This is a genomic window from Natroniella sp. ANB-PHB2, from assembly GCF_046097105.1.
Lineage (GTDB): Bacteria > Bacillota > Halanaerobiia > Halobacteroidales > Halobacteroidaceae > Natroniella.
In genome coordinates this window covers 1,127,748-1,153,567 of sequence record NZ_CP175562.1, presented here as the reverse complement: position 1 = coordinate 1,153,567, position 25,820 = coordinate 1,127,748, and the positions used below count along the sequence as shown (strand labels likewise).

General features: G+C 35.4%; 27 protein-coding genes. 26 read left to right on the top strand and 1 reads right to left on the bottom strand.

Going from position 1 to position 25,820, the window contains the following annotated elements; all coding sequences use genetic code 11:
- Window positions 1–7: 7 nt before the first annotated feature.
- The 5 genes from ACKF5P_RS05790 to ACKF5P_RS05770 all read left to right on the top strand — a co-directional run bounded on the left by ACKF5P_RS05790 (window position 8) and on the right by ACKF5P_RS05770 (window position 4,732).
- A complete protein-coding gene (locus ACKF5P_RS05790; protein WP_408956545.1) occupies window positions 8–1,402 on the top strand; it encodes a CCA tRNA nucleotidyltransferase in 1,395 nt (464 codons plus the stop codon).
- A gap of 103 nt (window positions 1,403–1,505) precedes the next feature.
- Window positions 1,506–2,156 (top strand): hypothetical protein, encoded by a 651-nt coding sequence (locus tag ACKF5P_RS05785; RefSeq protein ID WP_408956544.1) that lies wholly within the window; start codon window positions 1,506–1,508, stop codon window positions 2,154–2,156.
- A 348-nt stretch (window positions 2,157–2,504) separates the two neighbouring features.
- A complete protein-coding gene (locus ACKF5P_RS05780) occupies window positions 2,505–2,669 on the top strand; it encodes a DUF362 domain-containing protein (protein WP_408956628.1) in 165 nt (54 codons plus the stop codon).
- 271 nt (window positions 2,670–2,940) lie between these two features.
- Complete coding sequence (locus ACKF5P_RS05775; RefSeq protein ID WP_408956543.1) at window positions 2,941–3,747, top strand: patatin-like phospholipase family protein; 807 nt, start codon at window positions 2,941–2,943, stop codon at window positions 3,745–3,747.
- Window positions 3,719–4,732, top strand: a complete 1,014-nt coding sequence (locus ACKF5P_RS05770; RefSeq protein ID WP_408956542.1) for a PDZ domain-containing protein — start codon at window positions 3,719–3,721, stop codon at window positions 4,730–4,732. The genes ACKF5P_RS05775 and ACKF5P_RS05770 overlap by 29 nt, the downstream gene beginning before the upstream one ends.
- Here the strand turns inward: ACKF5P_RS05770 and ACKF5P_RS05765 are convergent.
- On the bottom strand, window positions 4,729–6,018 hold the full coding sequence (locus tag ACKF5P_RS05765; protein ID WP_408956541.1) for a nucleotidyltransferase: 1,290 nt from the start codon (window positions 6,016–6,018) through the stop codon (window positions 4,729–4,731). The two genes, ACKF5P_RS05770 and ACKF5P_RS05765, sit on opposite strands and share 4 nt — an antisense overlap.
- 404 nt (window positions 6,019–6,422) lie before the next feature.
- On the opposite strand from ACKF5P_RS05765, the gene pta reads away from it, so the two are divergent.
- The 21 genes from pta (at window position 6,423) to aroA (ending at window position 25,618) form a co-directional block, all read left to right on the top strand.
- Window positions 6,423–7,418: a phosphate acetyltransferase gene (gene pta / locus ACKF5P_RS05760; RefSeq protein WP_408956540.1), complete on the top strand. Its 996-nt coding sequence runs from the start codon at window positions 6,423–6,425 to the stop codon at window positions 7,416–7,418.
- Between the two features lie 59 nt (window positions 7,419–7,477).
- Complete coding sequence (locus ACKF5P_RS05755; RefSeq protein WP_408956539.1) at window positions 7,478–8,671, top strand: acetate/propionate family kinase; 1,194 nt, start codon at window positions 7,478–7,480, stop codon at window positions 8,669–8,671.
- A 69-nt stretch (window positions 8,672–8,740) separates the two neighbouring features.
- Window positions 8,741–9,217: a YceD family protein gene (locus ACKF5P_RS05750; protein ID WP_408956538.1), complete on the top strand. Its 477-nt coding sequence runs from the start codon at window positions 8,741–8,743 to the stop codon at window positions 9,215–9,217.
- 58 nt (window positions 9,218–9,275) lie between these two features.
- On the top strand, window positions 9,276–9,443 hold the full coding sequence (gene rpmF / locus ACKF5P_RS05745; RefSeq protein ID WP_408956537.1) for a 50S ribosomal protein L32: 168 nt from the start codon (window positions 9,276–9,278) through the stop codon (window positions 9,441–9,443).
- Window positions 9,444–9,722: 279 nt separating this feature from the next.
- The gene (fapR, locus tag ACKF5P_RS05740; RefSeq protein ID WP_408956536.1) at window positions 9,723–10,298 is read left to right on the top strand and encodes a transcription factor FapR; all 576 of its coding nucleotides are present in this window, start codon (window positions 9,723–9,725) and stop codon (window positions 10,296–10,298) included.
- Window positions 10,299–10,302: 4 nt separating this feature from the next.
- On the top strand, window positions 10,303–11,301 hold the full coding sequence (gene plsX / locus ACKF5P_RS05735; RefSeq protein WP_408956535.1) for a phosphate acyltransferase PlsX: 999 nt from the start codon (window positions 10,303–10,305) through the stop codon (window positions 11,299–11,301).
- A gap of 5 nt (window positions 11,302–11,306) precedes the next feature.
- Entirely contained in the window at window positions 11,307–12,302 is a 996-nt protein-coding gene (locus tag ACKF5P_RS05730) for a beta-ketoacyl-ACP synthase III (RefSeq protein WP_408956534.1), read from the top strand.
- A gap of 16 nt (window positions 12,303–12,318) precedes the next feature.
- Window positions 12,319–13,266, top strand: a complete 948-nt coding sequence (fabK, locus tag ACKF5P_RS05725) for an enoyl-[acyl-carrier-protein] reductase FabK (protein ID WP_408956533.1) — start codon at window positions 12,319–12,321, stop codon at window positions 13,264–13,266.
- Window positions 13,267–13,309: 43 nt separating this feature from the next.
- A complete protein-coding gene (gene fabD, locus ACKF5P_RS05720; protein ID WP_408956532.1) occupies window positions 13,310–14,239 on the top strand; it encodes an ACP S-malonyltransferase in 930 nt (309 codons plus the stop codon).
- Window positions 14,240–14,445: 206 nt separating this feature from the next.
- Window positions 14,446–14,676: an acyl carrier protein gene (locus ACKF5P_RS05715; protein WP_408956531.1), complete on the top strand. Its 231-nt coding sequence runs from the start codon at window positions 14,446–14,448 to the stop codon at window positions 14,674–14,676.
- A 91-nt stretch (window positions 14,677–14,767) separates the two neighbouring features.
- The gene (locus ACKF5P_RS05710) at window positions 14,768–15,733 is read left to right on the top strand and encodes an NAD(P)H-dependent flavin oxidoreductase (protein WP_408956530.1); all 966 of its coding nucleotides are present in this window, start codon (window positions 14,768–14,770) and stop codon (window positions 15,731–15,733) included.
- Entirely contained in the window at window positions 15,726–16,970 is a 1,245-nt protein-coding gene (gene fabF / locus ACKF5P_RS05705; RefSeq protein WP_408956529.1) for a beta-ketoacyl-ACP synthase II, read from the top strand. The genes ACKF5P_RS05710 and fabF overlap by 8 nt, the downstream gene beginning before the upstream one ends.
- Before the next feature lie 17 nt (window positions 16,971–16,987).
- On the top strand, window positions 16,988–17,686 hold the full coding sequence (gene rnc / locus ACKF5P_RS05700; protein WP_408956528.1) for a ribonuclease III: 699 nt from the start codon (window positions 16,988–16,990) through the stop codon (window positions 17,684–17,686).
- Window positions 17,687–17,893: 207 nt separating this feature from the next.
- Window positions 17,894–19,114: an NAD(P)/FAD-dependent oxidoreductase gene (locus tag ACKF5P_RS05695; RefSeq protein ID WP_408956527.1), complete on the top strand. Its 1,221-nt coding sequence runs from the start codon at window positions 17,894–17,896 to the stop codon at window positions 19,112–19,114.
- Window positions 19,115–19,382: 268 nt separating this feature from the next.
- Window positions 19,383–19,889, top strand: a complete 507-nt coding sequence (locus ACKF5P_RS05690; RefSeq protein ID WP_408956526.1) for a hypothetical protein — start codon at window positions 19,383–19,385, stop codon at window positions 19,887–19,889.
- Between the two features lie 342 nt (window positions 19,890–20,231).
- Window positions 20,232–20,651 carry a HutP family protein gene (locus ACKF5P_RS05685; protein ID WP_408956525.1) on the top strand — a complete coding sequence of 140 codons (420 nt, stop codon included), beginning with the start codon at window positions 20,232–20,234 and terminating at the stop codon, window positions 20,649–20,651.
- Between the two features lie 35 nt (window positions 20,652–20,686).
- Complete coding sequence (gene aroH, locus ACKF5P_RS05680; RefSeq protein ID WP_408956524.1) at window positions 20,687–21,058, top strand: chorismate mutase; 372 nt, start codon at window positions 20,687–20,689, stop codon at window positions 21,056–21,058.
- Window position 21,059: 1 nt separating this feature from the next.
- The gene (gene hisC, locus ACKF5P_RS05675; RefSeq protein ID WP_408956523.1) at window positions 21,060–22,157 is read left to right on the top strand and encodes a histidinol-phosphate transaminase; all 1,098 of its coding nucleotides are present in this window, start codon (window positions 21,060–21,062) and stop codon (window positions 22,155–22,157) included.
- A 35-nt stretch (window positions 22,158–22,192) separates the two neighbouring features.
- Complete coding sequence (aroF, locus tag ACKF5P_RS05670; protein ID WP_408956522.1) at window positions 22,193–23,206, top strand: 3-deoxy-7-phosphoheptulonate synthase; 1,014 nt, start codon at window positions 22,193–22,195, stop codon at window positions 23,204–23,206.
- A 12-nt stretch (window positions 23,207–23,218) separates the two neighbouring features.
- Window positions 23,219–24,313 (top strand): prephenate dehydrogenase/arogenate dehydrogenase family protein, encoded by a 1,095-nt coding sequence (locus ACKF5P_RS05665; protein WP_408956521.1) that lies wholly within the window; start codon window positions 23,219–23,221, stop codon window positions 24,311–24,313.
- Window positions 24,314–24,331: 18 nt separating this feature from the next.
- On the top strand, window positions 24,332–25,618 hold the full coding sequence (aroA, locus tag ACKF5P_RS05660; protein ID WP_408956520.1) for a 3-phosphoshikimate 1-carboxyvinyltransferase: 1,287 nt from the start codon (window positions 24,332–24,334) through the stop codon (window positions 25,616–25,618).
- Window positions 25,619–25,820 lie beyond the last annotated feature (202 nt).

The window sequence follows — 25,820 nt, the reverse complement described above, 5'->3', positions numbered from 1 at the left end:
AGTAAATATGATTAAAGAGCTTGATAAATTAGTGAAAATATTAGCAGAAAGTAATTTAGAGGGGTTTCTAGTAGGAGGAGTAGTAAGAGATTATTTATTAGATCGGGAGATTAAGGATGTTGACTTAGCAATTGAGGGCCAAGTAGATCAAGTAGCCAAGGATTTTGCCGTTGCAATAGGTGGTAGTTTTGTGATTTTAGATCAAAAACATGATATTTATCGAGTCGTTAAAGAAGGATTAATCTATGATTTTGCTTTGTTAGCTGGCGATACTATTGAAGCTGATTTAAAGCGACGTGACTTTACAATTAATGCATTGGCAATCAAACTAACTGCTGATTCTTTGAATGCTTTATTAAAGCAAGCTGATTTAAGAAAATATCTGATTGATCCATTGTTAGGCATAGATGATCTGAAGCATCAGAGTATTAAAGCAGCTCAGGAGGATACTTTTCAATCAGATCCAATTCGATTATTTAGGGCGATTAGATTTGCAGCTAGGCTTAGGTTTACTTTAGAGCAGCAGACTAAGGAGCTAATGAAAGATGTTGAAGCTAAAGAGCTTACTAAGATAGCTAAAGAGCGGATTAGGGAAGAGTTAATTAAACTTTTAGCTTCTAATAGCTCAGCCCAACATCTAATTGAAATGGAAGAGGAGTTTTCTCTGTTATCATTGTTAATTCCTGAGATTGAAAAGTTGAAGGAGATTGGTCAATGTAAGTATCATCAAGAAGATGTTTGGACCCATTCAACTTATGCTTTACAGAGATTAGAAGAGTTATTAAGAGAGGAATTTTGGGCTACTAGAATTGAGCAAAAAAGAGTTCCTTTGCTTAAGTTGGCTCTATTATTTCATGATTTAGGAAAAATTTGGAGCGAGGAGATAATTGATGGAGAAATCCATTTTTATGGTCATCAACGAGTAGGGGCCAAATATCTTGATTCGATTTTATCTGATTTACGCTTTAGTAAAGAAGAGAATTTTTATATTAGAACTTTAGTTAGATATCATATGCGGCCTATGTCTTTATATTACGCAGAGAATTTAACCTCTAAAGGGAAATATCGCTTTTTTAAAGCTGGAGGGGAATTTATTTCTGATATTTGTTTAGTAGCTGCCGCTGATTTAATCAGTACCAAAGAATTAAATCATAAAGCTGAGGAAGTTGAAGGTTGTATTAATTTTTTAAAACAATTAATCAAAGAGTTTGAGCAGGGTGAAGAGAGAACAAAGAATAGGTTGGTGACTGGAGATGAGCTTATGAGACTCTTTTCTATTAAAGAGGGTCCTCAAGTTGGAGAGTTACTTGAGAAGGTAAAAGAAGCTCAAGCTACTGGAAAGGTTAAAACCAAAGAGGAAACGATTGAGTATTTAAAGAAGGAAATCTCTAATAGTCAGTAATTATGAATTTAGGTTGTTCAACAAAAGTATTATAATTAGAGTTATGTGAGCGTTGCAAGGATATTTTTTAAGTATGTAATAAAAAATTAAGGGAGGGATTAAAATGAAAAAGTGGTTTAGTTTATTATTAATAACAACTATTTTTTTAGTAGGTTGTAATTCTGATCAAATTCAGATTAGGGATGGAGAAATAACTAAAGTAGATGGACGAGTGGCTGTTGATATAGAACTGGATGTTCAATTGAATGATAATAAATATTATAAGTTATCTACCAGTCAGAATGCAGTACTAACTGATGGAGCAGGAAATCAACTAAGACCGATTAGTAGATTATCTAGTACTGATTTAGATGGAACGATTAATCAATCAGGGGTTTATAGTACTACTTTATTTTTTCCAATGCCTAAAGATTTATCTAAGCAATTGGTATTAGAGATTAAAAATATCAAACATTATAAAAGGATTAATTCTTCTGGAGCTAGAAACTTACTTTCTGCTGGTTCCGGAAATAGTAACATATCTATTTCACAGGAAGTAAATAGGTTTGGAGTTTATAGTGATTTATTAGGAGAGTATACTATTGAATTTAAATTTGAAGTTGGTGAGCAAGAGTTAGATAAAGTTGGTGGTATTAATCAAGAAGCTGAGCTTAATTTAGCTAGAGATGAAAATGTTATTGAAATGTATCGGCTAGAGAGAGTTGATTTAATCACAAAAGAAGAACAAAATGTCAGTATATATAAGAGGGATTAAAAGCTTAAAACTGTTTTTTACTTTTTTTCAAGAGCCAGTATGATTCAATTTATATTAGGTCGAATCTCTCTTATTGCTCTAAAAGAGTTTAGCTTAGATGTAGAGGTTATAACTAGAAGGAGAAGCAATCTAATCACTAAAATCAGGTGAGAAAAGTTAGTTGAAATTTTCATAATAAATCATATATAATCTACTATTGACAAATCATATAACCTATGCTATTCTATGCTAGAGGACTGTCAGAAGTCACCTTTAGTCAGTACTCTATTTTGGTTACATAAGATTAATTTTGTTATGTTAAATGGTTTAATTAAATTGAATCAACTTATAGCTGAAGTGGAGGTGAAAATTATGTATACAATTACTGACGAATGTATTTCTTGTGGAGTATGTGTAGATGATTGTCCAGTAGAGGCTATCTCAGAAGGAGATGATAAGTACGAAATCTCTGAAGGTTGTGTTGACTGTGGAGTATGTGTAGATAGCTGCCCAGTAGATGCTATTGAAGAGTAATATTAGTGTTAATTAGAAAGAGTTCTAGGGGGTTGCCTAGGACTCTTTTTTATATTTGAAGGTTATTGAGTTTAAGTCTAAGTAAGAGTTAAATCTTTATCTATTAATGGTTGATTTAACTTAAATTTTAGAAGTAGAGATTTATCAGAAAGGATAATTTTTATGGTCATTGAATATCATAATAAAGATAAGGCGATGCTTCAGCATTTTGAGTTTCATCTCAATTGAAATAGGAGGTGAGGATTGCCGTAAATAAGGAGGTAACTAATTTATGAAACCTAGTATAGGCTTGGCTTTAGGAGCGGGTTCAGCGAGAGGGTTGGCCCATTTAGGTGTTTTAAAAGTTTTTGAAGAAGAGGGTATTTTGATTGATTATTTAGCTGGAACAAGTATTGGAAGTATTGTAGGTGGTTTTTATGCTGTTGGATTAGATTTACATATGTTAGAACGATTAGCAAAACATTTGACCTGGGATCACTTGACCGATTTAACAGTACCAAGAAGGGGTTTGATAGCTGGTAATAAAGCTAAAGAGTTTTTTGAATTATTGACTAAAAAAAAGAATTTTAATCAATTAGAATTGCCTTTTGCAACGGTAGCTGTAGATATTGAAAACGGTGAAGAAGTTATAATTGATAGCGGTTTAGTAGCTGATGGAATTAGAGCTAGTATGTCTATTCCAGGAGTTTATGTGCCTCATCAACTAGACGGAAGAAAGCTGGTAGATGGAGCAGTTCTTAATCGGGTTCCAGTATCTGCTGTCAGGGGATTAGGAGCAGATATTGTAATTGGAGTAGATGTAAGCCACAAAGTAAATTATAAATCTGAGGTCAGCACTATTTTTGATGTAATTATGAATTCAATTGATATTATGCAACAAGAAATTACTAAGCATAAAAATCATGGTGCGGACTTATTAATTAGGCCACCAGTAGGTCATATTAAATCTACTGATCTAGATCAAGCTCGAGAGTGTATTGATTTAGGTTATCAGTCAGCTAAAGAAGCAATTCCAAAGTTTAAAAATTTAATTGAGGAGTGGAATATGGATGAAGAAAAAAGGGTTAATCAAGAATAAAAGGTTATTAAGTTTAATAGCTATTAGTCTTTTGATAGCTATTTTATTTTTTTGGCCCAGTAATTACTATTTTGTTTCCCCTGGGAAAGCAGAAAAGCTAGCACCAATGATTGAGATAGAAGAAGGGCCAACTACTTATCCAGTCCAAGGAGATATAATGTTGACATCTGTCTCAATGAAGAGGGCCAGCTTGATAGAATCTATTTATATTCGATTATTTAATCCTGATTTGGTAGAGTTGAGATCTAGAAACTTTTTGCCACCTGGAGTAGATATGGAGGAATACTTTGAACTGATGCAGGAAATGATGAAAGAAAGTCAGATGAAAGCCAAAGCAGTTGCTTTAGAAAAAGCTGGGTATGAGACTAAAATTACTGGAGAAGGTGCTCGTATAGTCAAGGTCTTAGATGAAAGTGATGCTTATAATAAATTACAGGCTGATGATATTATTATAGCAATTGATGATCAACCTGTTGGATTATTGACAGAAGTTATTAATAAGGTCCAAGAAAGAGAAGTAGGTGCTGATGTTAAAGTAACAGTTAAGCGTAATGGAGAAGAGAAGGAGTTTATAATTGAGACTAAAGTTCTTGAAGAAGGTTCAACTCAACCATCAATTGGTGTTTTAATTAGTCCCTACCAAAGAGAATATGAGTTACCAATTGAGGTTAATATTGAAGCAGGTCAGATTGGTGGGCCATCAGCTGGAAGTATGTTTACTTTAGAGATTTATAACCGATTGACTGAAAAGGATTTAACTGAAAATGTACAAATAGCTGGGACTGGAACAATCAGTTTGGATGGTAAAGTAGGAAAGATCGATGGAGTAGAACAAAAGATAGCAGCTGCTAAAGAAGAAGGAGCGGACATCTTCTTTGTTCCATTAGGAAATCAAGAAGATGTAGAGAAGGTAGAAAAAGAGGGGATTGAAATTGTTGTTGCTGAAGATATAGATCAAATCATATCATATTTAGAAGAAATTTAGGTTAGAACGATCGGGTGACGATAAAAATCAACTCCTCCTTTTCGGGCTATTGATTTAGGAGAAGTTAGTGAATAGATATTATTAGCTTTAATATCAGCTAAGAGCATCTTTTGTCTGATATCTTTAGGTTGCTGATTAGAACGGAAGTGGTTTGACAGCTTAGTGATGACTGGTAACTTAGCCCTTTCTTTTAATAATTTAAGTAATTTTCTACCCTGTTGATTAAAACCTAATATTCTAAAATACTTTGGCCCTCCTGCTAATTCAAACTTGTTTAATTTTTTTTGGTTTAAACCTAATAATAATTGAGTTAGAATTCGTTGGATTCGGGTTTGGGTAAAACGTTTAGTTTTAATCAATTTGATTAATTCTGAGAGAGATGTTGCTTTTGTAGCAGCATCTTTAATTCTATTTTCTAACCCTCCGGTTACTCCTTCATAATTTCTTAATTGATGCCGGGTAGTTCTTCGTAATAAAGTTAAGATCTGTAAAGTAAAGTCTTCGTAAAAAATAGGGCCAACCCCATCTTCAAATGCTGTTTCTAATAGTTTAAAGGTTGAAGCAGGCATTGAATTAGCTAATTCAGCATTTAGAAGTGGTTGTTTAGAGTTATAATTTTTCTTAACCTCTTCTCTAATGGCTGATGCACTAGCTATTTTTTGTAATCTAGTGGAGTGATAATCACTTCCTTCTCGTTTAATCGTTAAAGGAGTGATTGGGCTCTCTAAGTTAGTTAAGGCTCTGATATACTCTAAACCCAAAATATTATTAGAATTAGTCAAAATAGTTTTTAATTTAGTTGGTGAAATATCAGTTGAGTTGGAGTTTATCTGTAAAAATTTAGATAAAGCTTTACTACGGGCTACTGGATAAGATACTCCTGTATTTAACTCTTTTTTAATTAATTGTTCAAGCTCTTTAGGTTCAGCTGCCAGTAATTTACCAATTAATTTAAGAGGGCCAATTTCTCCTAATTCACTACCAAAGCAAAGATAGTCCACAGTATTAGTTGCGGTGAGTAATTTTACTGCTCCATAAGCAAAGTATTGGGCACTGCGAGTGGTATAAGCAACAGGGAGTTGAATTACTAAATCTACACCCTGTTGAAGAGCCATTTTTGTACGAGTCCATTGATTGACAATAGCCGGGGTGCCTCTTTGTAAAAAGCTACCACTCATAATACAGATTGTTGCATCCGCTTTACTTTTGGCCAGTGATTTATTAAGGTGAATTTGATGTCCATAGTGAAATGGATTATATTCAGTGATGATTCCTAATACTTTCATTTAAATTCCTCCTTGTTGTTTATTATAGATTGTTATAATTTAAATATCAATCTTAAAGCGGTATAATTTGAAAAGAATTGTTAAAAATATATAGTGCTGACAATTCATGAGTAGTGAAAGTGATCAGTAATTTTTAACTAGTTGCCAATGGTTGATAAATGATAATTAAGGATGGTTGATTATTTAAATCAGAAACTATTAATAATATGTCAGATAATTAGAAAAATTAAGGCAATGTAGACTTTTTCTATTATTTAAACTTTGAAGAAAAACAAGGAGATTGCGTAATTAATCTAGTATTCCTTAATCTAGTAGTTCTAAAAGAGAGTTCTATGGATTAAGCATAATTTTATAAGAGTATAAGGAGCTTATTTTCTAGTTATAAATATTAAGGAGGGCAAGGGATGAGCTTTATTAGTAATATTTACCAACAAGCAAGACAAAAGAGAAAAAAGATTGTTCTTCCAGAAGGTGCCGATGCAAGGGTAGTAGAAGCAGTTCCTATTATTTTAGAAAAAGGGGTTGCTGATATTGTCTTACTTGGGGAAGAAAAGGAAATTCAAGATGTAGCTTCAGAGTGTGGTACTGATTTAACAGGAGTTGAAATTATCAATCCTGTTGAGTCTGATAAGTTAGAAGAGTATAGTCAAGCTTATTATCAATTAAGAGAGCATAAGGGAATTACATTAGAAGAAGCTAGAGAAAAAGTTACAGATCCATTGTATTTTGCCTCGCTAATGGTTGAAAAAGGGGATGCAGATGGTAAAGTAGCAGGAGCTGTTGCTGAGACCGGGAAGGTATTAAGAGCAGCTCTTAGAGTAATTGGTACTGCTCCAGGAATTTCAGTTATTTCTGGTGCTTTTATTATGATTGTTAAGGATAAAGATTTTGGAGATGGGGGATTGTTAGTCTTTGGGGATTGTGCAGTTAATCCTAATCCTACATCTGAGCAACTAGCTGAAATAGCAGTTTCATCTGCTAGAACAGCTGATAGTTTAGTTGGGATTGATCCACAGGTAGCAATGTTATCATTTTCTACTAATGGCAGTGCTAAACATGAGATGTCTGATAAAGTAAGAAATGCCACTGGATTAGCTCGTGAGCTCGCTCCAGAGCTTAAAATTGATGGTGAAATGCAAGCTGATGCTGCTATTATATCTAAAGTTGCTGAGAAAAAGTATCCTGAAAGTGATCTGGCTGGCCATGCTAACGTTTTGATATTTCCAGATTTACAATCAGGAAATATTGGGTATAAGTTAGTGGAGAGGTTTGCTCAAGCTGAAGCGATTGGCCCTGTGTTACAAGGAATAGCTAAACCAGTAAATGATTTATCTCGGGGTTGTTGTGTTCAGGATATTGTTAATGTAACAGCAATTACTGCTGTGCAGGCTCAAAAGTAAACAATTATAAAAATTAAGTTAAATTAATAAAACAGCTAAAAAACAAGGGGGATTAAGAAATGAAAATTTTAGTAATTAATAGTGGAAGTTCTTCAATTAAATATCAATTATTTAACATGGAACAAGAAGAGGTATTAGCAAAAGGGTTAGTAGAAAGAATTGGAATTGATGGCTCATGTTTAGAGCAAGAAGCTAGTACTGGAGAGGTAATTGAACTAGAAACTGAAATTGCAGATCATGCGGCTGGAATGGAATTAGTAATTGAATCATTAACTGATGAGAATAAAGGAGTTATTACTGGAGTAGATGAAGTAAATGCAGTAGGTCACCGAGTAGTGCAAGGAGGAAAATCTTTTTCTGAGTCAGTAATTGTTGATGAAGAGGTTAAAGAGGAGATCGAGAAATGGTCTAATTTGGCTCCGTTACATAATCCGCCTAATTTAATGGGAATTGAAGTCTGTGAAAAATTAATGCCTCATGCTCAGCAGGTTGCTGTTTTTGATACAGCTTTCCACCAAACTATGCCTAAGGAAGCTTATACTTACGGTTTACCTTACGAATACTATGAGAAATATGCTCTTCGTCGTTATGGTTTCCATGGAACATCACATAAGTTTGTAGCTCAAGCGGTTGCTCAAGAATTAGAAAAAGATTTAGAAGAATTGAAAGTAATTACTTGTCATTTAGGAAATGGAGCTAGTATAACAGCTGTTAAAAATGGGCAATCTTATGATACAAGTATGGGTTTAACTCCTTTAGAAGGGTTAGTTATGGGAACAAGGTGTGGTGATCTTGATCCGGCAGCGATTCCATTTATTATGGAACAAGAAGATCTATCACCAGCAGAGATAGATAATTTAATGAATCAGGAGAGTGGATTATTAGGTTTATCTGGAGTTAGCAGTGATATGAGAGATATTGAGCAAGCAGCTGAAGCAGGAAATGAAAGAGCAGTATTAGCTTTGGATGTATTTAGTTATCGAGTTAAGAAGTATATCGGTTCTTATGTTGCAGCTATGAATGGAGTAGATGCAGTTGTCTTTACAGCAGGAATTGGCGAAAATGGAATTGGTATAAGAGAGTCAATCTGTCAAGATTTAGAGCATTTAGGAATCAAACTTGATTCAGCTAAGAATGATGTTAGAGGAAAAGTACAAGAAATAAGTGCTGATGATTCTCAAGTTAAAGTATTTGTAGTTCCTACTAATGAAGAACTTGTGATAGCACGAGATACTGAAGAATTGATAGGGTAATTCTAGAGAAACTCTTGACAAAAGAGGAATTCCTATATTATAATAGGTATGTTGTTTAGAGGTGATTAGATGAAAATAGATATCACAGAAATTAAAGATAATCTTGGAGCCATGATGAATACTGCTTTTGCTTTGGAGGCAGAAGATAGAACTATTCAAGGACAAAAAATTTCAATTATTGAACCAAGTAATTTGGAATTAAAGGTTATCAATTCTGAGGGCGAGTATGTTATTATAGGAACTGTCTTTTTATCATTACAGGTAGTTTGTAGTCGTTGTTTAAAAGAATTTAAGACTACATTAGAGTTTGAAGTAAAAGGAGAGGTTTCTAAAACAGAAGTTGAAGATGCAGAAATTGATATAAGTACAATTTTAACTGAGCATATTAGGTTAGCAGTACCGATGAAGTATGTCTGTGATGAAGAGTGCAAGGGTTTATGCCCTAATTGTGGTCGAAACTTGAATCAAGAAGACTGTGATTGTATAATGCATAAAGTTGACCCTAGATTAGCAAAGCTTGAGAAGTTATTGCCTGATGAAGAATAATATTGGGTTGTAATTATAGTAACAATTAATAATTTAAAATTTGAAAGGAGGGATTTCAATGGCAGTACCTAAGAGGAGGACTTCTAAGACGCGTAAAAGAAAGAGAAGAACTCATTGGAAGTTAAATGCACCAAACTTGATTGAGTGTCCTCAGTGCCATGAATTCAAATTGTCACATCGTGTATGTCCAGAGTGTGGATATTACAAAGGTAAGAAGGTTAAATAAATATAGCTTATAGATGAAAAGAGTAGGGGAGATAAAAACCTGCTCTTTTTTATTTTGTGGCGTAGATTATAATTGAGTTTGAGTCTAAGTTTAAGCACAATCTAAACTTTATGTACTTGATGGTTGACTCAACCTTAGCCTTAACCTTAAACTTAAGTTAAATTAATAAAAATAAGCTGATTTCTCTTGCATTTATAAATAAAGTTATATATAATGTTAAATGGAAGAAAAAATTAGTACCTGGTCTTAATATAAGGTTTCAGTAGGTGGTTATAATAAATGGGTAAATTAAATAAAGCTGAGCGCCAGAATAAATTGCGGGATAAATTAAAAGAGAATCCATTTTTAGTCGATAAGGAGCTGTCTGAAATGTTTGATGTCAGCATCCAAACTATTAGACTAGATAGAATGGAATTGGGGATACCTGAAGTACGTAAGAGAACTAAAATGGTAGCTAAACAGGCTTATTCTAAAGTTAAGTCTGTACAAAGTGGAGAGATCATTGGTGAGTTAGTAGATATTGAACTTGATCAAAATGGACTTTCTATTCTAGAGGTTACTGAGGAGCTTTGCTTGGAAAAAACAAAAATTGTGCGAGGGCATCATATTTTTGCTCAAGCTAATTCATTAGCGGTAGCAATAATTGATACTGATGTAGCTTTGACAGGTTCATCAGATGTTAGATATAATAGACCTGTTTATATCGGAGAAAGATTGATTGCTAAAGCTAGAGTTGATAAGGCAAAAAAGAATAAATATTATGTTAATGTAGAAACTAAAGCAAGTGAAGATGTAGTTTTTGTAGGAAATTTTATAATGTTTTCAGTTGATGATCCTGAGCGTAAGGAGGTTTAGAATTTTGAAGATTGCTATTGATGCAATGGGGGGCGATTATGCACCCCAAGAGATAATTAAAGGGGTTATGGAAATTATTGATCAGTTTCAAGGGCAAATAGTTTTGGTTGGCCCTGAAGATAGGTTGAAAGAAGAACTTAAACAGTATTCTTTCCCAAATGAAAAGGTAGAGATTTATCATGCTTCAGAGGTAATTGGGATGAATGAATCTCCTGCTAAAGCATTGCGAAAGAAGAAGGATTCAACTGTTGCAATAGGTACTAGATTGGTTAATGAAGGAGAGGTTGATGGTTTTGTGTCTGCTGGGAATACAGGAGCAGTAATGGCAGGTGGTTTATTTAACATTGGTCGAATAAAAGGGGTTAAAAGACCAGCCATTGGTGCTGTCTTTCCAACACTACAAGAGCGGACTTTAGTCTTAGATGCAGGGGCCAACGTAGATAGTAAGCCGGAACATTTGTTTCAACAAGCAATAATGGGCCAGATTTATGCTACTGAAATTTTACATAAACAGAATCCTAAAGTTGGCTTATTAAGCATTGGTGAAGAAGAGAAAAAGGGGAATGAATTAGTTTTGAATGTTCATCAAATGCTAAAAGAGGAAGAGGACATAAATTTTGCTGGAAATATTGAAGGAAGAGATATATTTACTGGTGAATATGATGTGGTGTTAGCTGATGGATTTGTGGGTAATATAGTACTGAAGACATCGGAAGGTTTAGTTAAGAGTTTATTTAAGATTATTAAGCAGGAGATTGAAGCAAGCTGGTTGACTAAGTTAGGTGGTTTGTTATTAAAGCCTGCCTTTAGTAGAGTAAAAAAGAAGATGGATTATACAGAATATGGTGGTGCTCCCTTGTTGGGGGTTGATGGAATAGTAATTATTAGTCATGGTAGTTCGAATGCCAAAGCAATTAAGAACGCAATAAAAATTGCTCAAGAATCAATCGAAGCTAAGTTGATTGATTCAATAAAAGCCAATATTGATGGAAGGACTGATTAATAGCTATGGAGCAGGAATTAAGAAGGGCTAAAATTGCAGGAGTAGGTTCATTTGCCCCCGAAAATGTAATGACAAATAATGATTTAGAAGAAATAGTAGATACTGATGCTGAATGGATTATAAGCAGAACAGGGATTAAAGAGAGAAGAATAGTTGAGGAAGAAGTTGTTACTTCTGATTTGGCTTGTCAAGCAGCAAAAGCTGCGTTGGAGAGTGCTGATTTAGAAGTAAAGGATCTAGATCTGATCTTAGTAGCTACTTCAACTCCTGACTACCTTGGACTTCCTTCAACAGCTTGTATACTACAAGATAAGTTAGGGGCTGAAGGAGTTCCAGCTTTTGATTTGGCTGCTGCGTGTACAGGCTTTATTTATGGTGTATCAGTAGCAACTCAGTATATAGAAACAGGTGCTTATGATAATATTTTAGTTGTTGGTGCTGAAACTCTTTCTAAAATACTTAATTGGGACGATAGAGGAACATGTATCTTATTTGGTGATGGTGCGGGGGCGGTAGTTTTACAGCCGACTCAATCTGCTGGAATCTTATCTAATTCTTTAGGTGCTGATGGCTCTAAGGGTGAAGTATTAAGAGTTCCAGCTGGAGGTTCAAAGCGACCTTTTTCTCAAGGGGTGCTTGAAGAAGGTGCTCACTACCTTGAAATGGATGGTAACCCTGTCTTTAAATTTGCTGTTAGAATCTTAGGTAAAGCAGCTAAAGAAGCACTAGATCAAGTAGGATTGAGTAGTGAAGATATTGATTATTTAATCCCACATCAGGCCAACATTAGAATAATTGATGCTGCCAGAAAACGACTTGATTTAACTGAAGAACAGATTTATGTTAATCTTGATAGGTATGGAAATACTTCTGCTGCTTCAGTTCCACTGGCTTTGGATGAAGCTGTGCGAGAAGGAAAGATAAAAGAAGGCGACACTGTTGTTTTAGTTGGATTTGGGGCTGGATTAACTTGGGGAGCAACAGTCATAGAATGGTCATAAAGGGGGAAATATAAAAATGATAAGGACTAAATTATGTGAACTATTAGATATAGAATATCCAATCATACAAGGAGGAATGGCTTGGGTTGCAACTGGAGAGTTGGCAGCTGCTGTTTCTGAGGCTGGTGGCTTAGGTATTATTGGAGCGGGAAATGCACCAGCTAATATAGTTAGAGAAGAGATTCAAAAGGTTAAGAAAATAACGGATAAGCCATTTGGAGTTAATGTAATGTTACTATCACCGCATGTTGATCAGGTAATGGAAGTTGTTGTGGAAGAAGAGGTAGCTGTTGTAACTACTGGTGCTGGTAATCCTGGTAAATATATTAAAGATTTAAAAGCAATTGGGGCTAAAGTTATCCCGGTAGTTGCTTCGGTAGCTTTAGCTAAGAGAATGTCTCGCTTTGATGTTGATGCTGTAATCGCTGAAGGTAATGAAGCAGGAGGTCATATTGGACAGTTGACAACGATGGCTTTAATACCTCAGATTGTTGATGCTACTGATCTTCCTGTTGTCGCAGCAGGAGGGATTGCAGATGGTCGTGGTTTAGCGGCAGTATTATCATTAGGTGCGGTTGGAGCTCAAATAGGAACAAGGTTTGTTTGTGCAACAGAATGTATTGCCCATGATAATTATAAAGAAGCTATCATTAAAGCTAAGGATAGAGAAGCAATCGTAACTGCTCGCTCTACTGGTCACCCTGTTCGAAATTTAAAGAATAAATTAACTCGTAAGATTGAAAAGATGGAGCGTGAAAATGCTTCTAAGGATAAGATTGAAGAATTAGGGGTAGGTCGTTTGAAACGAGCTGTAATTGACGGAGATGTTGATAAAGGAACTGTAATGGCTGGGCAGGTAGCAGGAATGCTTACTAAAGAAGAACCTGCTGTCGATATCATTACTGATATTGTGGCTGTTGCTGAAGAAGTTTTAGAAAAAAGTTGTGGATTGATTAATAATTAGTGATTGATAACTATTAATTAATAATGGTTTGGAGGAGTATATGATGGGAAAAATGGCATTTATCTTTCCTGGGCAAGGTTCGCAAAAGGTAGGAATGGGAGCAGAGTTGGCTCAGGATTTTGAAGTGGTTAGAAAGGCTTTTGCAGAAGCAGATCAAGCTTTAGATATAGATATATCAGAAGTATGTTTTTCAGGACCAGAAGTAAAGCTAAAGGAGACAAGTAATACTCAACCAGCTATTTTGGCTACCAGTATTGGTATCTATAAATTATTGTTAGAAAAAGGGCTTGAGCCTGATCTAGTTGCAGGACATAGTCTTGGTGAGTATTCTGCTTTAGTTGCTGCAGGGGTATTGGAGTTAGCTGATGCTGTACAACTTGTTAGAAAGAGGGGGCAATTGATGGCAGCAGCAGATCCTTCTGGTGAAGGAACAATGGCTGCAATTATTGGTCTGTCAGCAGATGAAGTGCAAAAAGTTTGTACTTCGGGAAGTAAGCATGGCATAGTTGAAGTAGCTAATTTTAACTGTCCAGGCCAAGTCGTTATTTCTGGTGAGAAGAAAGCTGTTGAGCAGGCTGCTGAATTAGCTAAGGAGGCTGGGGCTAAGAGAGCGGTTATGTTAGATGTCAGTGGCCCTTTTCATTCTAGTTTGATGGAATCTGCTGGGGAGAAGTTGGCCCAAGAATTTGAGACAATAGATTTTAATGAACCTCAAATACCGCTTGTAACGAATGTTAAGGCTGAGATTACTACTGAAGTCGACCATATTAAAGATGCTTTAATCGAGCAGATTAGTGGCTCAGTACGCTGGCAAGAGTCTATTCAGAGGATGATTGATGCTGGTGTAGATACCTTTATTGAAGTTGGCCCGGGGCGAGTACTAAAAGGATTTATGAGAAAGATTGATCGTAGTGTAACAGCATTAAATGTTCAGGACCAGCGCTCTTTAGAAAAAACATTGAGAAAGCTGTGATTTTTAGTTATACAAGATGGTAGATTAGGGAAAACATATAATGAAAGAGTAGGGGAAGTAAAAGCAAAAAAATTCAATATTAATACTTAAAACTAAAATAAACCTAAGGAGTTTAATTAATAAGTTATATGGCTTAAAGTTTTTAAATTAGGTTTTAATTATTAGTTATAAACTATCAATTACTCTTTTGAAAGGAGGTGACAGGAATGGATACTTTAAAAAAGGTTCAAGAGATTGTAGTTACAGAATTGGGTGTAGATGCTGATGAAGTAACTCCAGAGGCTTCATTCATTGAGGATTTAGGAGCTGATTCTTTAGATATTGTTGAGGTTGTTATGGCATTTGAAGAGGAATTTGACATTGAGATTCCTGATGAGGATGCAGAAGATATTGGAACTGTGCAAGATGCAGTAGATTATATTGAAAATGCTTTATAATTTATAGTCTGTTGGATGGATAATGCCCCGTTTATATTGTTTTATAAACGGGGGCTTTATCCATTAATAAATTAAAACTGGGGGAATAATGTTGGAGTTACCTAAATTAAGAATAGGCGATTTAGTAGCTAAAGTGCCCATTATTCAAGGTGGTATGGCTGTTAAAGTTTCTACTGCTCCTTTAGCTGCAGCTGTAGCTAATGAAGGTGGGATAGGATTAATAGCTGGTTCTGGCTTAACAGTAAAAGAGATTAAAGAAGAAATTAGACGGGCACGTCAGTTATCTACAGGAATTATTGGTGTAAATATTATGGTGGCAATTAATGAATTTAAAGATTTAGCTAAGGCATCTATTAGTGAAGGAATTGATTTAATAGTGGCAGGAGCAGGATTTTCTCGTGATTTATTCTCCTTAGGCAAAGAGGGCGATGTTGAAATTGTTCCAATCGTATCATCGGTTAAATTAGCAAAAATTTCTGAGAGATTAGGAGCTTCTGCGATTGTAGTAGAAGGAAAAGAAGCTGGTGGTCATTTAGGTACTGACCAACCAATGAAATCGTTAATTGATAAGATTGTTGATGCAGTTGAGATTCCAGTTATTGCTGCTGGGGGAATTATGAATGGTGAAGATATAGCTGAAGTATTAGAAATGGGAGCAGATGGAGTACAAATGGGTTCTAGATTTGTAGCTAGTGAAGAGTGTGAAGTTGAAGATGAATTTAAAGAATTATATATGAATGCTACTCCAGAAGATGGAGTTGTTATAGATAGTCCAGTTGGCTTACCAGGAAGAGCTTTACGAAATGAGTTTTTAAACAAGGTAGAGGGTGATGAACTAGACACATCTTGTGACTATCTCTGTTTGAAAAAGTGTTCGCGGAGGTTCTGTATTATGGAATCCTTACTAAAAGCTCAAAGTGGAGACATGGATCATGGTTTAGTATTTGCCGGTGAGAAAGCATACCAATTAAATGAAATATTACCTGTCAAACAGATATTTGAAAATCTAATTGAAGAAGCTAAAGAGTACTTAGGAGGGAATACAAAAGATGACTAATCGTGTAGTGATAACTGGAATGGGGGTCATTTCTCCTATCGGGACTGGAATTGAAAATTATTGGTCCTCATTAACAGCAGGAAAATCGGGAGTTGACACTATTACTCATTTTGATGCTAGTGAATATAAAACTCAAATTGCTGCTGAAGTTAAGGATTTTGATGTTAAGGAGTTTGGCATAGAGCATAAGGAAGCTAAGAGGATGGATCGTTATGCTCAATTTGCTGTAGCTGGAGCTAAATTGGCCCTTGAGGATGCAGAGTTAAAGATAAATGAAGAGAATGCAAATGATATTGGAGTCTTGATTGGTTCAGGAATTGGAGGGGTAGAGACTTTTGAGAAGCAGTATGATCGCTTATTAAAGAGAGGGCCAAATCGAGTTAGTCCCTTCTTTATTCCGATGATGATTGCTAATATGGCTGCTGGGCAGGTTTCTATTCATACTGGTGCTAAAGGGCCAAATGTAACGGCAGTAACTGCCTGTGCTTCAGGAACCAATGCTCTTGGGGATGCCTTTGAAATTATCAAGCGTGGAGATGCTAAGATGATGATTGCTGGTGGAACTGAAGCAGCAATTACTCCTGCTTCATGTGCTGGATTTTGTGCTATGAAAGCGATGAGTACTAATAATGATAATCCACAAGCAGCCAGTCGACCATTTGATGCAGAGCGTGATGGATTTGTAATGGGTGAAGGTTCAGGAGTATTGATTTTGGAATCTCTAGAAAGTGCTCAAGCTAGAGGTGCTAAAATCTATGCTGAGGTAGCTGGGTATGGTATGTCTGCTGATGCTCATCATATTACTGCTCCAGCTCCTGGTGGTGAAGGTGCTGCTCGATCTATGGAGATGGCCCTTGAGCAAGGAAATATTGAGCCAACTGAAATGAACTATATTAATGCTCATGGAACCTCTACACCTGCTAATGATAAATTAGAAACAGCAGCTATTAAAAGGGTTTTTGGTGAACATGCTGAGGAATTAATTGTAAGCTCGACTAAGTCAATGACTGGACACTTGTTGGGAGGAGCAGGAGGAATAGAGGCTATTGCTTTAGCTTTAGCTATTCAAAATAATATTATTCCACCGACAATTAATTATGAAAATGTAGACCCAGAGTGTGACCTTGACTATGCAGCAAATGAAGCTAAAGAAACAGAGGTGAAGGTAGCCTTATCTAACTCATTAGGCTTTGGAGGTCAGAATGCTACCATTATCTTAAAGGAGTATAATGCTTAATATAAGGTGTTGATAACATGGAGTTTGATAAGCAAAAAGTTGATAAATTAGAGCAGGAAATTGAGGTAGAGTTTCAAAATGAAGAGTTATTAAAAAGAGCTATCACTCATAAATCTTATTCTAATGAAAATAGAGAACGAAGTTTAAAGAATAATGAACGGTTAGAGTTTTTAGGTGATGCTATATTAGATTTGGTGATTAGTGAATACATTTTTGCTGAATATCCTGACCATCCTGAAGGAGAATTGGCCAAGATTAGATCTGTAGTAGTCAGTGCTCCAGTATTAGCTGAAAAATCTAAAGAAATTAATTTAGGCAACTATTTATTATTAGGAAAAGGTGAAGAAATTACAGGAGGAAGAAAGCGGAACTCTATTTTAGCAGATGCTTTTGAGGCATTGGTAGGAAGTATCTATTTAGATCAAGGTTTGGAAGTTGTTAGAGAGTTTATCTTAGAATTATTAACTGCTGATATTATGACTGTTGAAGCTGGAGAGCATATTCAAGATTATAAAACATTATTACAAGAGTTAATTCAGCAAAGTTCTAACTCACGTCCTGATTATTTGGTGGTTAAGGAAGAAGGGCCAGATCATAATAAAGAATTTACTGTACAAGTTGTTTTTGAAGATGAAGTATTAGGTACTGGTATTGGATCTAGTAAAAAAGAAGCACAACAACAAGCAGCTAAAAATGCAATTAAAAAAATTCAGTAGCTCGTATTTGCGGGCTGCTTTTTTATTTCCCTATAAAGCAGTGAATATTTAATATTGAAAAATGAATAGTTAAAAAACTAACAATAGATAAAATAAGTACAATTTAGATGTTACTATGAAATAGTCTTCATGAGTGAATGGGTTTTGAGTTTAAGGATTTAATGATTTTAATTTTAACTGTTAATTAGAAGGGCGAGGTGGTTTTAAATGTACGATCTAATTGTAGCTGGTGGTGGAGCAGCAGGAATGATGGCAGCAGGTGTTGCTGCTAAAAAAGGAAAGAAAGTATTATTATTAGAAAAGAATGAACAACTAGGTAAGAAGTTATTGATCACTGGGAAAGGACGGTGTAATCTGACTAATAATTGCGAAGTAGAGGAGATAATTAATAATTTCCCAGGGAATGGTAAGTTTTTATATAGCAGTCTCTACTCTTTTTCTAACTGGCAAGTACGAGATTTTTTTTCTCAGTTGGGAGTTGAGACTAAAGTAGAACGCGGTGGGAGGGTCTTTCCTACGTCAGATTCAGCTCGCGATGTAGTGGAAGCATTAAAGAGGTTTATTGTGGATAATGGAGTCGAAGTTAAGTTAAAGGAAGCGGTTGAAGAATTAATAGTTGTTAATGGAGTGATTAAAGGAGTTAAGACTAGCAAGAGTAGCTATAATGGAGATAATTTATTGTTAGCGGTAGGAGGAGCAGCTTATCCAACTACTGGTTCTGCAGGAGATGGCTATTGGTTGGCCCGAAAAGTTGGTCATAATATAATTCAAACTAGACCTTCTTTAGTTCCCCTAGAGATTGCAGAAGAATGGGTTATGGAATTACAAGGGTTAAATTTAAGGAATGTAACTGTAACTTTAACTATTGCTGGAGAAGAAGTTGCAGAAGAGTTTGGGGAGATGTTATTTACCCATTTTGGAGTTAGCGGGCCAATTATTTTAACTTTGAGTCGCCAAGTAGCAAATAACTTAAATCAAGAATTAAAGTTAAAGATTAATCTAAAGCCTGCTCTTTCTATTGAGCAGTTAGATAAGCGATTGCAGAGAGATTTTGCTAAATATTCAAGGAAACAATTCAAAAATAGCTTGGGTGATCTATTACCTAAGGGCTTGATTCCAGTTATTATTAATTTATCATCTATTCCTGAAGATAAATTCGTTAATCAGATTACTCGTGAGGAAAGAAGAGAGTTATTAAAATTATTAACTGGATTAGAGTTGACGATTACTGGAACTAAAGGCTTTAGACGAGCAATTGTTACTGCTGGAGGGGTTGATACAGAAGAGATTGATCCCGGTACTTTAGAATCAAAGTTAGTAGAAGGATTATACTTTGCTGGTGAGCTAGTAGATATTGATGCTTATACAGGTGGGTTTAATTTACAAGCTGCCTTTTCTATGGGGTATGTAGTAGGTAATCAAGTTTGAATTACATAAACAGATTTAAGTTAGGGTACTTTAATATTGAGTTGAAATAAGCTGGAGCTTGATTTTGAAAAAATCTTAGTTAGAAGAAATAGGAATATTAGAAAAGTTATTGTTTTTTAATCTTTTTTAGCTTATTATTTAAACTTAACAGGTTGCTCACTCTTTAAGATAAAAATTAATTCAAATGAAATTATACTTTATTTGGCATAGATTAACTCCTTACAAACATATTATTATAGCAAAAGAGCTATATTTAGGGGGAAGAACTATGCCTAATCGTTTTTTTCGGTTGGTTAGTGATTTAATTAAAGTGATCGAAAGGATATTACTGAAAATCGTAGTGGTAGGACTTGTATTGTTAGTTACAGTCCAAATAATTTTAGTTAATCCTGATTTTGATAGAACTTTAATTTCAAATTTGCCGCTGGTCAACTCTCTGCTTGGGGAAGAATATCATTTTGGTGAGCCAGCTCAAGAAGTTTTTTCAGCACCTGAAGAAGAGTTAAGGGTTACTATTCAAGGGCAGTTAGATTTACCAGAAGCTAAATTAATAGTTAATGGAGAAGTTAAAGATAGTTTTGCTGGAGGGGTTGCTCAAATAAGGGTTAGAAATGGTGATAGAGTAATTATTGATACTAGAGGGATTGAAAGGGGATTATGGATTAGGATTGATGAGCTTTCTGGTGTATTGTATCCATTTGAGAGAGAGCAACAATTTTGGGTACAAGATGAATATAAGACTTTAGGACGGGTGAGAATTGATAGTCAATTTTAAATTGGCCCTTGTGTTAAATATGAAATTATGTTAAGATAATAGGCAAACGTAGAAAAGTAGTATGGTAGTAGGTATAATTGTAGGGTATAATTGTTTAAAGTATAAAATTAAATATTCTAGTAACCCAGTAGGATGGTAGTTAGGTAGGAGTAGGTGGGGTTAGTCTAAGTACTCCTATTGGTAGGAGTGCTTTTTTGATATTATATATACTTATATGCATTGATTTAAGCAAAGTTTTGCTGATATAAAGGTTGAAGAGTCTGAGTTTGACAAGCTACTGATAGTGTATAATTATTAGTTTGATGTATATGATTATATAAAAAAAATGGAAGGAGGAATAATATGACGAATAAAGATAAAGCGAGTAAGGTAGTAGCTACCGCAGCAATTAAGATGGCATTGAGTAATCGTGAGGAGGAAAAACGATTAAAAGGTGTTTATCAACAGGAAACTTTACAAGTAGGTGCTGTTGATTTTGGAGGAGAATTTAATTCTTCAATAAAAAAGATTATTGAAAGAGCTATTGTTGCTGCTAAAAGAGAAGGAATAATCAAGAATACACATGCTGATCAAGGTGCAGTTGCTGGAGCAACTCATGAAGCTTTAAAGCAAATTCATTCTAAAGCGGTTGGCTTTGATGTAGGAGGAAAGATAGGGATTGCTCGCAAGGAGGATCATATTAGTGTAGCTATCTTCTTTGAAATTGGATTATTACACTTAAATGAAATGGCAATAGGGTTGGGTCATCGTGCAACTACTTAATATGAATATAATGTTTCTCTAAAAGGAGGGAGAAGATGAAAGTTAGAGGAGTTAGAGGGGCAACTACAGTACAAGAGAATACTGAACAAGAGATTTTAAAGGCAACTAGAGAGTTATTAGAAGAAATGCTCAAGTTGAATGAAATTAAAGAAGATAATATTACATCGATTTTCTTATCAATGACCTCAGATCTTGATCAGGTTTTTCCAGCGGTTGCTGCTAGAAGAATTGGCTTAACAGATACTCCATTATTATGTACTCAGGAGTTGGAGATTGAGGGAGCTTTAGAAAGGTGTATTAGGGTTTTAATCCATTATAATACTACAAAAACATTAACTGAAATTAACCATATTTATTTAAGAGAAGCAGAGAATTTAAGGCCAGATATAGTAGATAGGAGGAAATAATATGATTGATGAAAGTATAGTTCGTCAAGAAATTTTGAAGATTGAGCCTTATGTGCCAGGAAAGCCAATTGAAGAGGTTAAAAGGGAGTTAGGATTAGAAGAAGTAATTAAACTAGCTTCTAATGAAAACCCATTAGGGCCAGCTCCCCAAGCAATTAAGAAGATGAAAGAGGCAGCGAAGCAGGTTAATATTTATCCTGATGGGAATGTTCATTATTTACGACAGAAATTAGCTGCTAAAGTAGGAGTAAGAGAAGAAGAGTTGATTTTTGGCAATGGTTCTGATGAACTGTTAGCTTTGTTAGCTCAGACATTCATTACTGAGCAGGCAGAAGTGATTATAGCAGGAACTACATTTAGTGAGTATAGATTTGCTACTAATATTATGGGTGGAAAGATAGTTAGTGTACCACTAAAGGACTATGCTCATGATTTAGAAGCGATGGCTGCAGCCATAACACCTAATACTAAGTTGATCTTTATCTGTAATCCTAATAATCCAACAGGAACAATTGTGACTAAAGAGGAAGTAGACAACTTTTTAAAGCAGGTTCCTGATGATGTATTAGTTATCTTTGATGAGGCATATTATGAATATGTTGATAATCCAGCTTATCCTGAAACGGTAAATTATTTAGCCAATCACGAGAATATAATTATTTTAAGAACTTTTTCTAAAGCTTATGCTTTAGCAGGATTAAGGATTGGTTATGGGATTGCCAATCAAAAGTTGATAGATTACATAGATAGGGTAAGGCAACCTTTTAATGTTAATCTGATGGCTCAAAAAGCAGCAATAGCTAGTTTGGAGGCTGAGGAGCACCTAGCTAAATCTGTGGAGCTCAACCAATCCGGAAAAGAATATTTATACCAAGAATTTGATAAATTAGGATTAGAATATCTACCTACTAGTTCCAATTTTATTTTAGTTGATTTAGCACAAGATTCAGCATGGGTTTTTCAGGAATTGATGGAACGCGGAATTATTATACGCAATATGGAGTCTTTTGGCTACCAAGACAAGATTAGAGTTACAGTTGGTCTGCCTGAGGAGAATCAAGTTTTTATAACTCAATTAAAAGAGGTTTTAAATAATTAGCTTAGGAGTAGTTAGTATAAAAGGAGGAGATAATAATGATTGTAGTAATGGAAAATGGTGCAAGTAAAGATATGGTGAAACGGGTATTAGGTCGGATTGAAGAATTAGGATTTGAAGCTCATTTATCTGAAGGAGAAGTCAAGACTATTATTGGAGTAATTGGAGAAGGAAAGATGGAATTAAAGGATAGCTTTGCTATATTACCTGGAGTAGAAGATGTGGTAGAGATAACAAAACCATATAAGTTGTCTGGGAAACAGTTTAAATCTGGTAGGTCAGTAATTGAGATTGATGATGTTAAAGTAGGTGGAGATAATTTTACGATTATGGCTGGGCCTTGTGCAATTGAAAGTAAAGAACAGTTATTACAAGCAGCTCAACAAGTAAAAGATGGCGGTGCTCAGATTTTACGTGGTGGTGCCTTTAAACCAAGGACTTCCCCTTATAGTTTTCAAGGGTTAGAGAAAAATGGTTTGAAAATGTTAGCTGAAGCTAGAGAAGAAACTGGGTTGAAGGTAGTAACAGAGGTAATGGACACACGAGATGTAGGATTGGTAGCAGAGTATGCGGATATTTTACAGGTTGGTGCACGGAACATGCAAAATTATCCATTGTTAAGGGAGGTAGGACAAACTAATCGACCTGTATTGTTAAAACGAGCTATGACTGCTACTTATAAGGAGTTTTTGATGGCAGCTGAATATATTATGGCTGGCGGTAATCATGATGTCATTTTATGTGAAAGAGGAATTAGAACCTTTGTAGATCAGACTAGAAATACGGTTGATTTAACAGTAGTTCCTGTAATTAGGGAATTGAGCCATCTACCGATTATTATTGATCCTAGCCATGGTACAGGAAAATGGAAGTATGTTACTCCGTTAGCTAAGGCTGCGCTAGCAGTTGGAGCAGATGGACTGATGATTGAGGTTCATCCTGATCCGACTAATGCGTTGTGTGATGGGCCACAATCACTACGTCCTGATAAGTTCAAATCCTTAGTAGAGCAGATGAAACCAATAGCTGAAGCAGTTAATCGTAGTTTATAATGAGGTGAGAATATGATCAGTAAGATAGCAGTGGTTGGTGTCGGATTGATTGGTTCATCTTTAGGGTTAGCCTTTCAGGATTTAGAACAGGTTGAAGAGGTGGTGGGGATTGATCAAAATTCCTCTCATCTACAACAAGCCTTAGAAATGGGAGTAATTAATAGTACAGCTAGCTTAAAAGAAGGGGTGCAGGGTGTTGATTTGGTTATAGTGGCAACTCCTGTAGGAACTATTGTTGACTTGATTGAAGAGATAACTTTACATGTTGATCAAGAAACGCTCATTACTGATGTAGGAAGTACTAAATCAAGTTTGGTTGAACAATTAGAAGTAACAGTGGCGGCAAAAGAGCAAATTTATATTGCTGGTCATCCAATGACCGGTTCTGAAGTTGTAGGGCCAAGTGGAGCAGATAAGTACTTGTTTGAGAATGCTATTTATGTTTTAACAGAGACTGAGCAGACAGACCAGACAGCTTTAACTGCTCTTAAAGCTTTACTTGAAAAGTTAGGTGCTCAAGTTTTGGTGTTAGATCCTAAACGCCATGATCAGATAGTAGCTTTAACAAGTCATTTGCCTCATATAGTAGCAGTTAATTTAATGCAGGTGATTGATCAGTTTGCTCAAAGTGATGGGTTGATTACCTCTTTAACAGCAGGAGGTTTTAGGGATACTACTAGGATAGCTGCTGGAGATCCTACAATGTGGAAAGATATTTTTCTTTATAATCAAGTAGAAGTTTTGAAAGTGGTTGAGGCTTTTGAAGATAAATTAGCTCAACTTAAAGAATTAATTATTAAGCAAGCAGAAGAAGAGTTATTAGAGCAACTAACTCAAGCACGAGAATCTAGACTTCAACTTCCGATGAAGAAGAAAGGCTTATTACCGACCAATTATGAGTTGATCATTACCTTAAAGGATGAACCGAATGCTATCGGTCAGGTAGCTTCTTTATTAGGAAAAGAAGGAATTAATATCCAAGATATAGAGGTACTTAAGGTAAGAGAAGATGGGGGGACATTACGTCTCAGTCTTAGCCAAGAAGAAGAACAGATAAAAGCTTGTACTCTCTTACAAGAAGCAGGATATAAAGTCTTTAAAAAGTAAGTGATAAGGAGTGATGAAATGCAGCTTAAAATAGAATCTAAGTCCAACTTAACCGGTGAAGTAAATGTACCTGGAGATAAATCAATTTCTCATCGAGCTGTGATGTTGGGAGCGTTGGCCCAGGGTAAGACGGAGATAGAAGGTTTTTTAACTGGCGAAGATTGCTTAAGTACAGTGAAAGCTTTTCAAGCTCTAGGGGTTGAGGTTGATGGTGTAGGAACAGAAGCGATGACCATTCATGGTAAGGGTTTGGCAGGGCTAGAAGAAGCTGATGATGTATTAGATTTAGGTAATTCAGGAACAACAATGCGGTTGATGCTAGGGATTTTGGCTGGACAGGATTTTTATTCAGTAGTAACAGGTGATGATTCTTTGCGGAGTCGACCAATGGCTCGAGTTACTGAACCATTAGCTGAAATGAATGGGCAATTTTATGGAAGAGATAATGCCAACTTAGCTCCGATAACTGTACTTGGTGGACAACAGCTGAAGGTAATGCAATATCGTTCACCAGTAGCTAGTGCTCAGGTGAAATCATCAATTTTGCTAGCTGGTTTATATGCTGATGGAGTTACTGAAGTAATAGAACCTGCTAAATCTCGAGATCATACTGAGCGGATGCTTGAGTATTTTGGGGCCAATGTTGAAGTTGATGGTTTGGCTGTAAAGGTGGAAGGTAAACCGGAATTAAAAGGGCAGAAAGTAATAGTGCCAGGAGATATCTCCTCAGCTGCTTTTTTAATGGTAGCTGGATTAATTACTTCTGGTTCAGAAATCTTAATTAAGAATGTAGGATTAAATCCAACTCGCTCAGGAGTAATTGATGCTTTGGAGCAGATGAATGCTAATTTAGAATTACTCAACCAGCGGGAAGTCAATGGAGAGCCGATTGCTGATATTATAGTAAAAAGTAGTCAGTTGCAAGGAATTGTGATCGATGGTGAGTTGATCCCGCTATTGATAGATGAGATTCCAATTTTGGCGATAGCTGCCAGCCAAGCAGAGGGGAAGACAGTAATCAAGGATGCTGAAGAGTTACGGGTTAAAGAGACTGATCGAATTGATGCGATGGTAAAAGAGTTAACAAAATTAGGGGTTGAAGTAATTGAGCGAGAAGATGGAATGGAAATAGTAGGGAAGCAGACTATTCAGGGAGGAGCTAAGTGTCGTAGTTATGATGATCACCGAGTTGCTATGTCCTTAGCAATAGCTGGATTGATAGCAGAGGAACCTGTTATTATTGAAAATGCTGAATGTATCAATATTTCCTTCCCTAACTTTGAAGAATTATTAACTGAGTTATAATAAAAAAACCACTTAACTCTATATAGAGTTAAGTGGTTTTTTAGTTTTATATTAATGTTTTGTAATATTCACATAGTTGATTCTAGTAAATATAAATATAGAAGCTAAATCAAGTAATCATTTGATATATGCAGGAAAATAATTTTTTTATTAGAAGTTAATTAGAAAGGGTGTATTTCATTGTAAAGAATTGAGAAAGCTC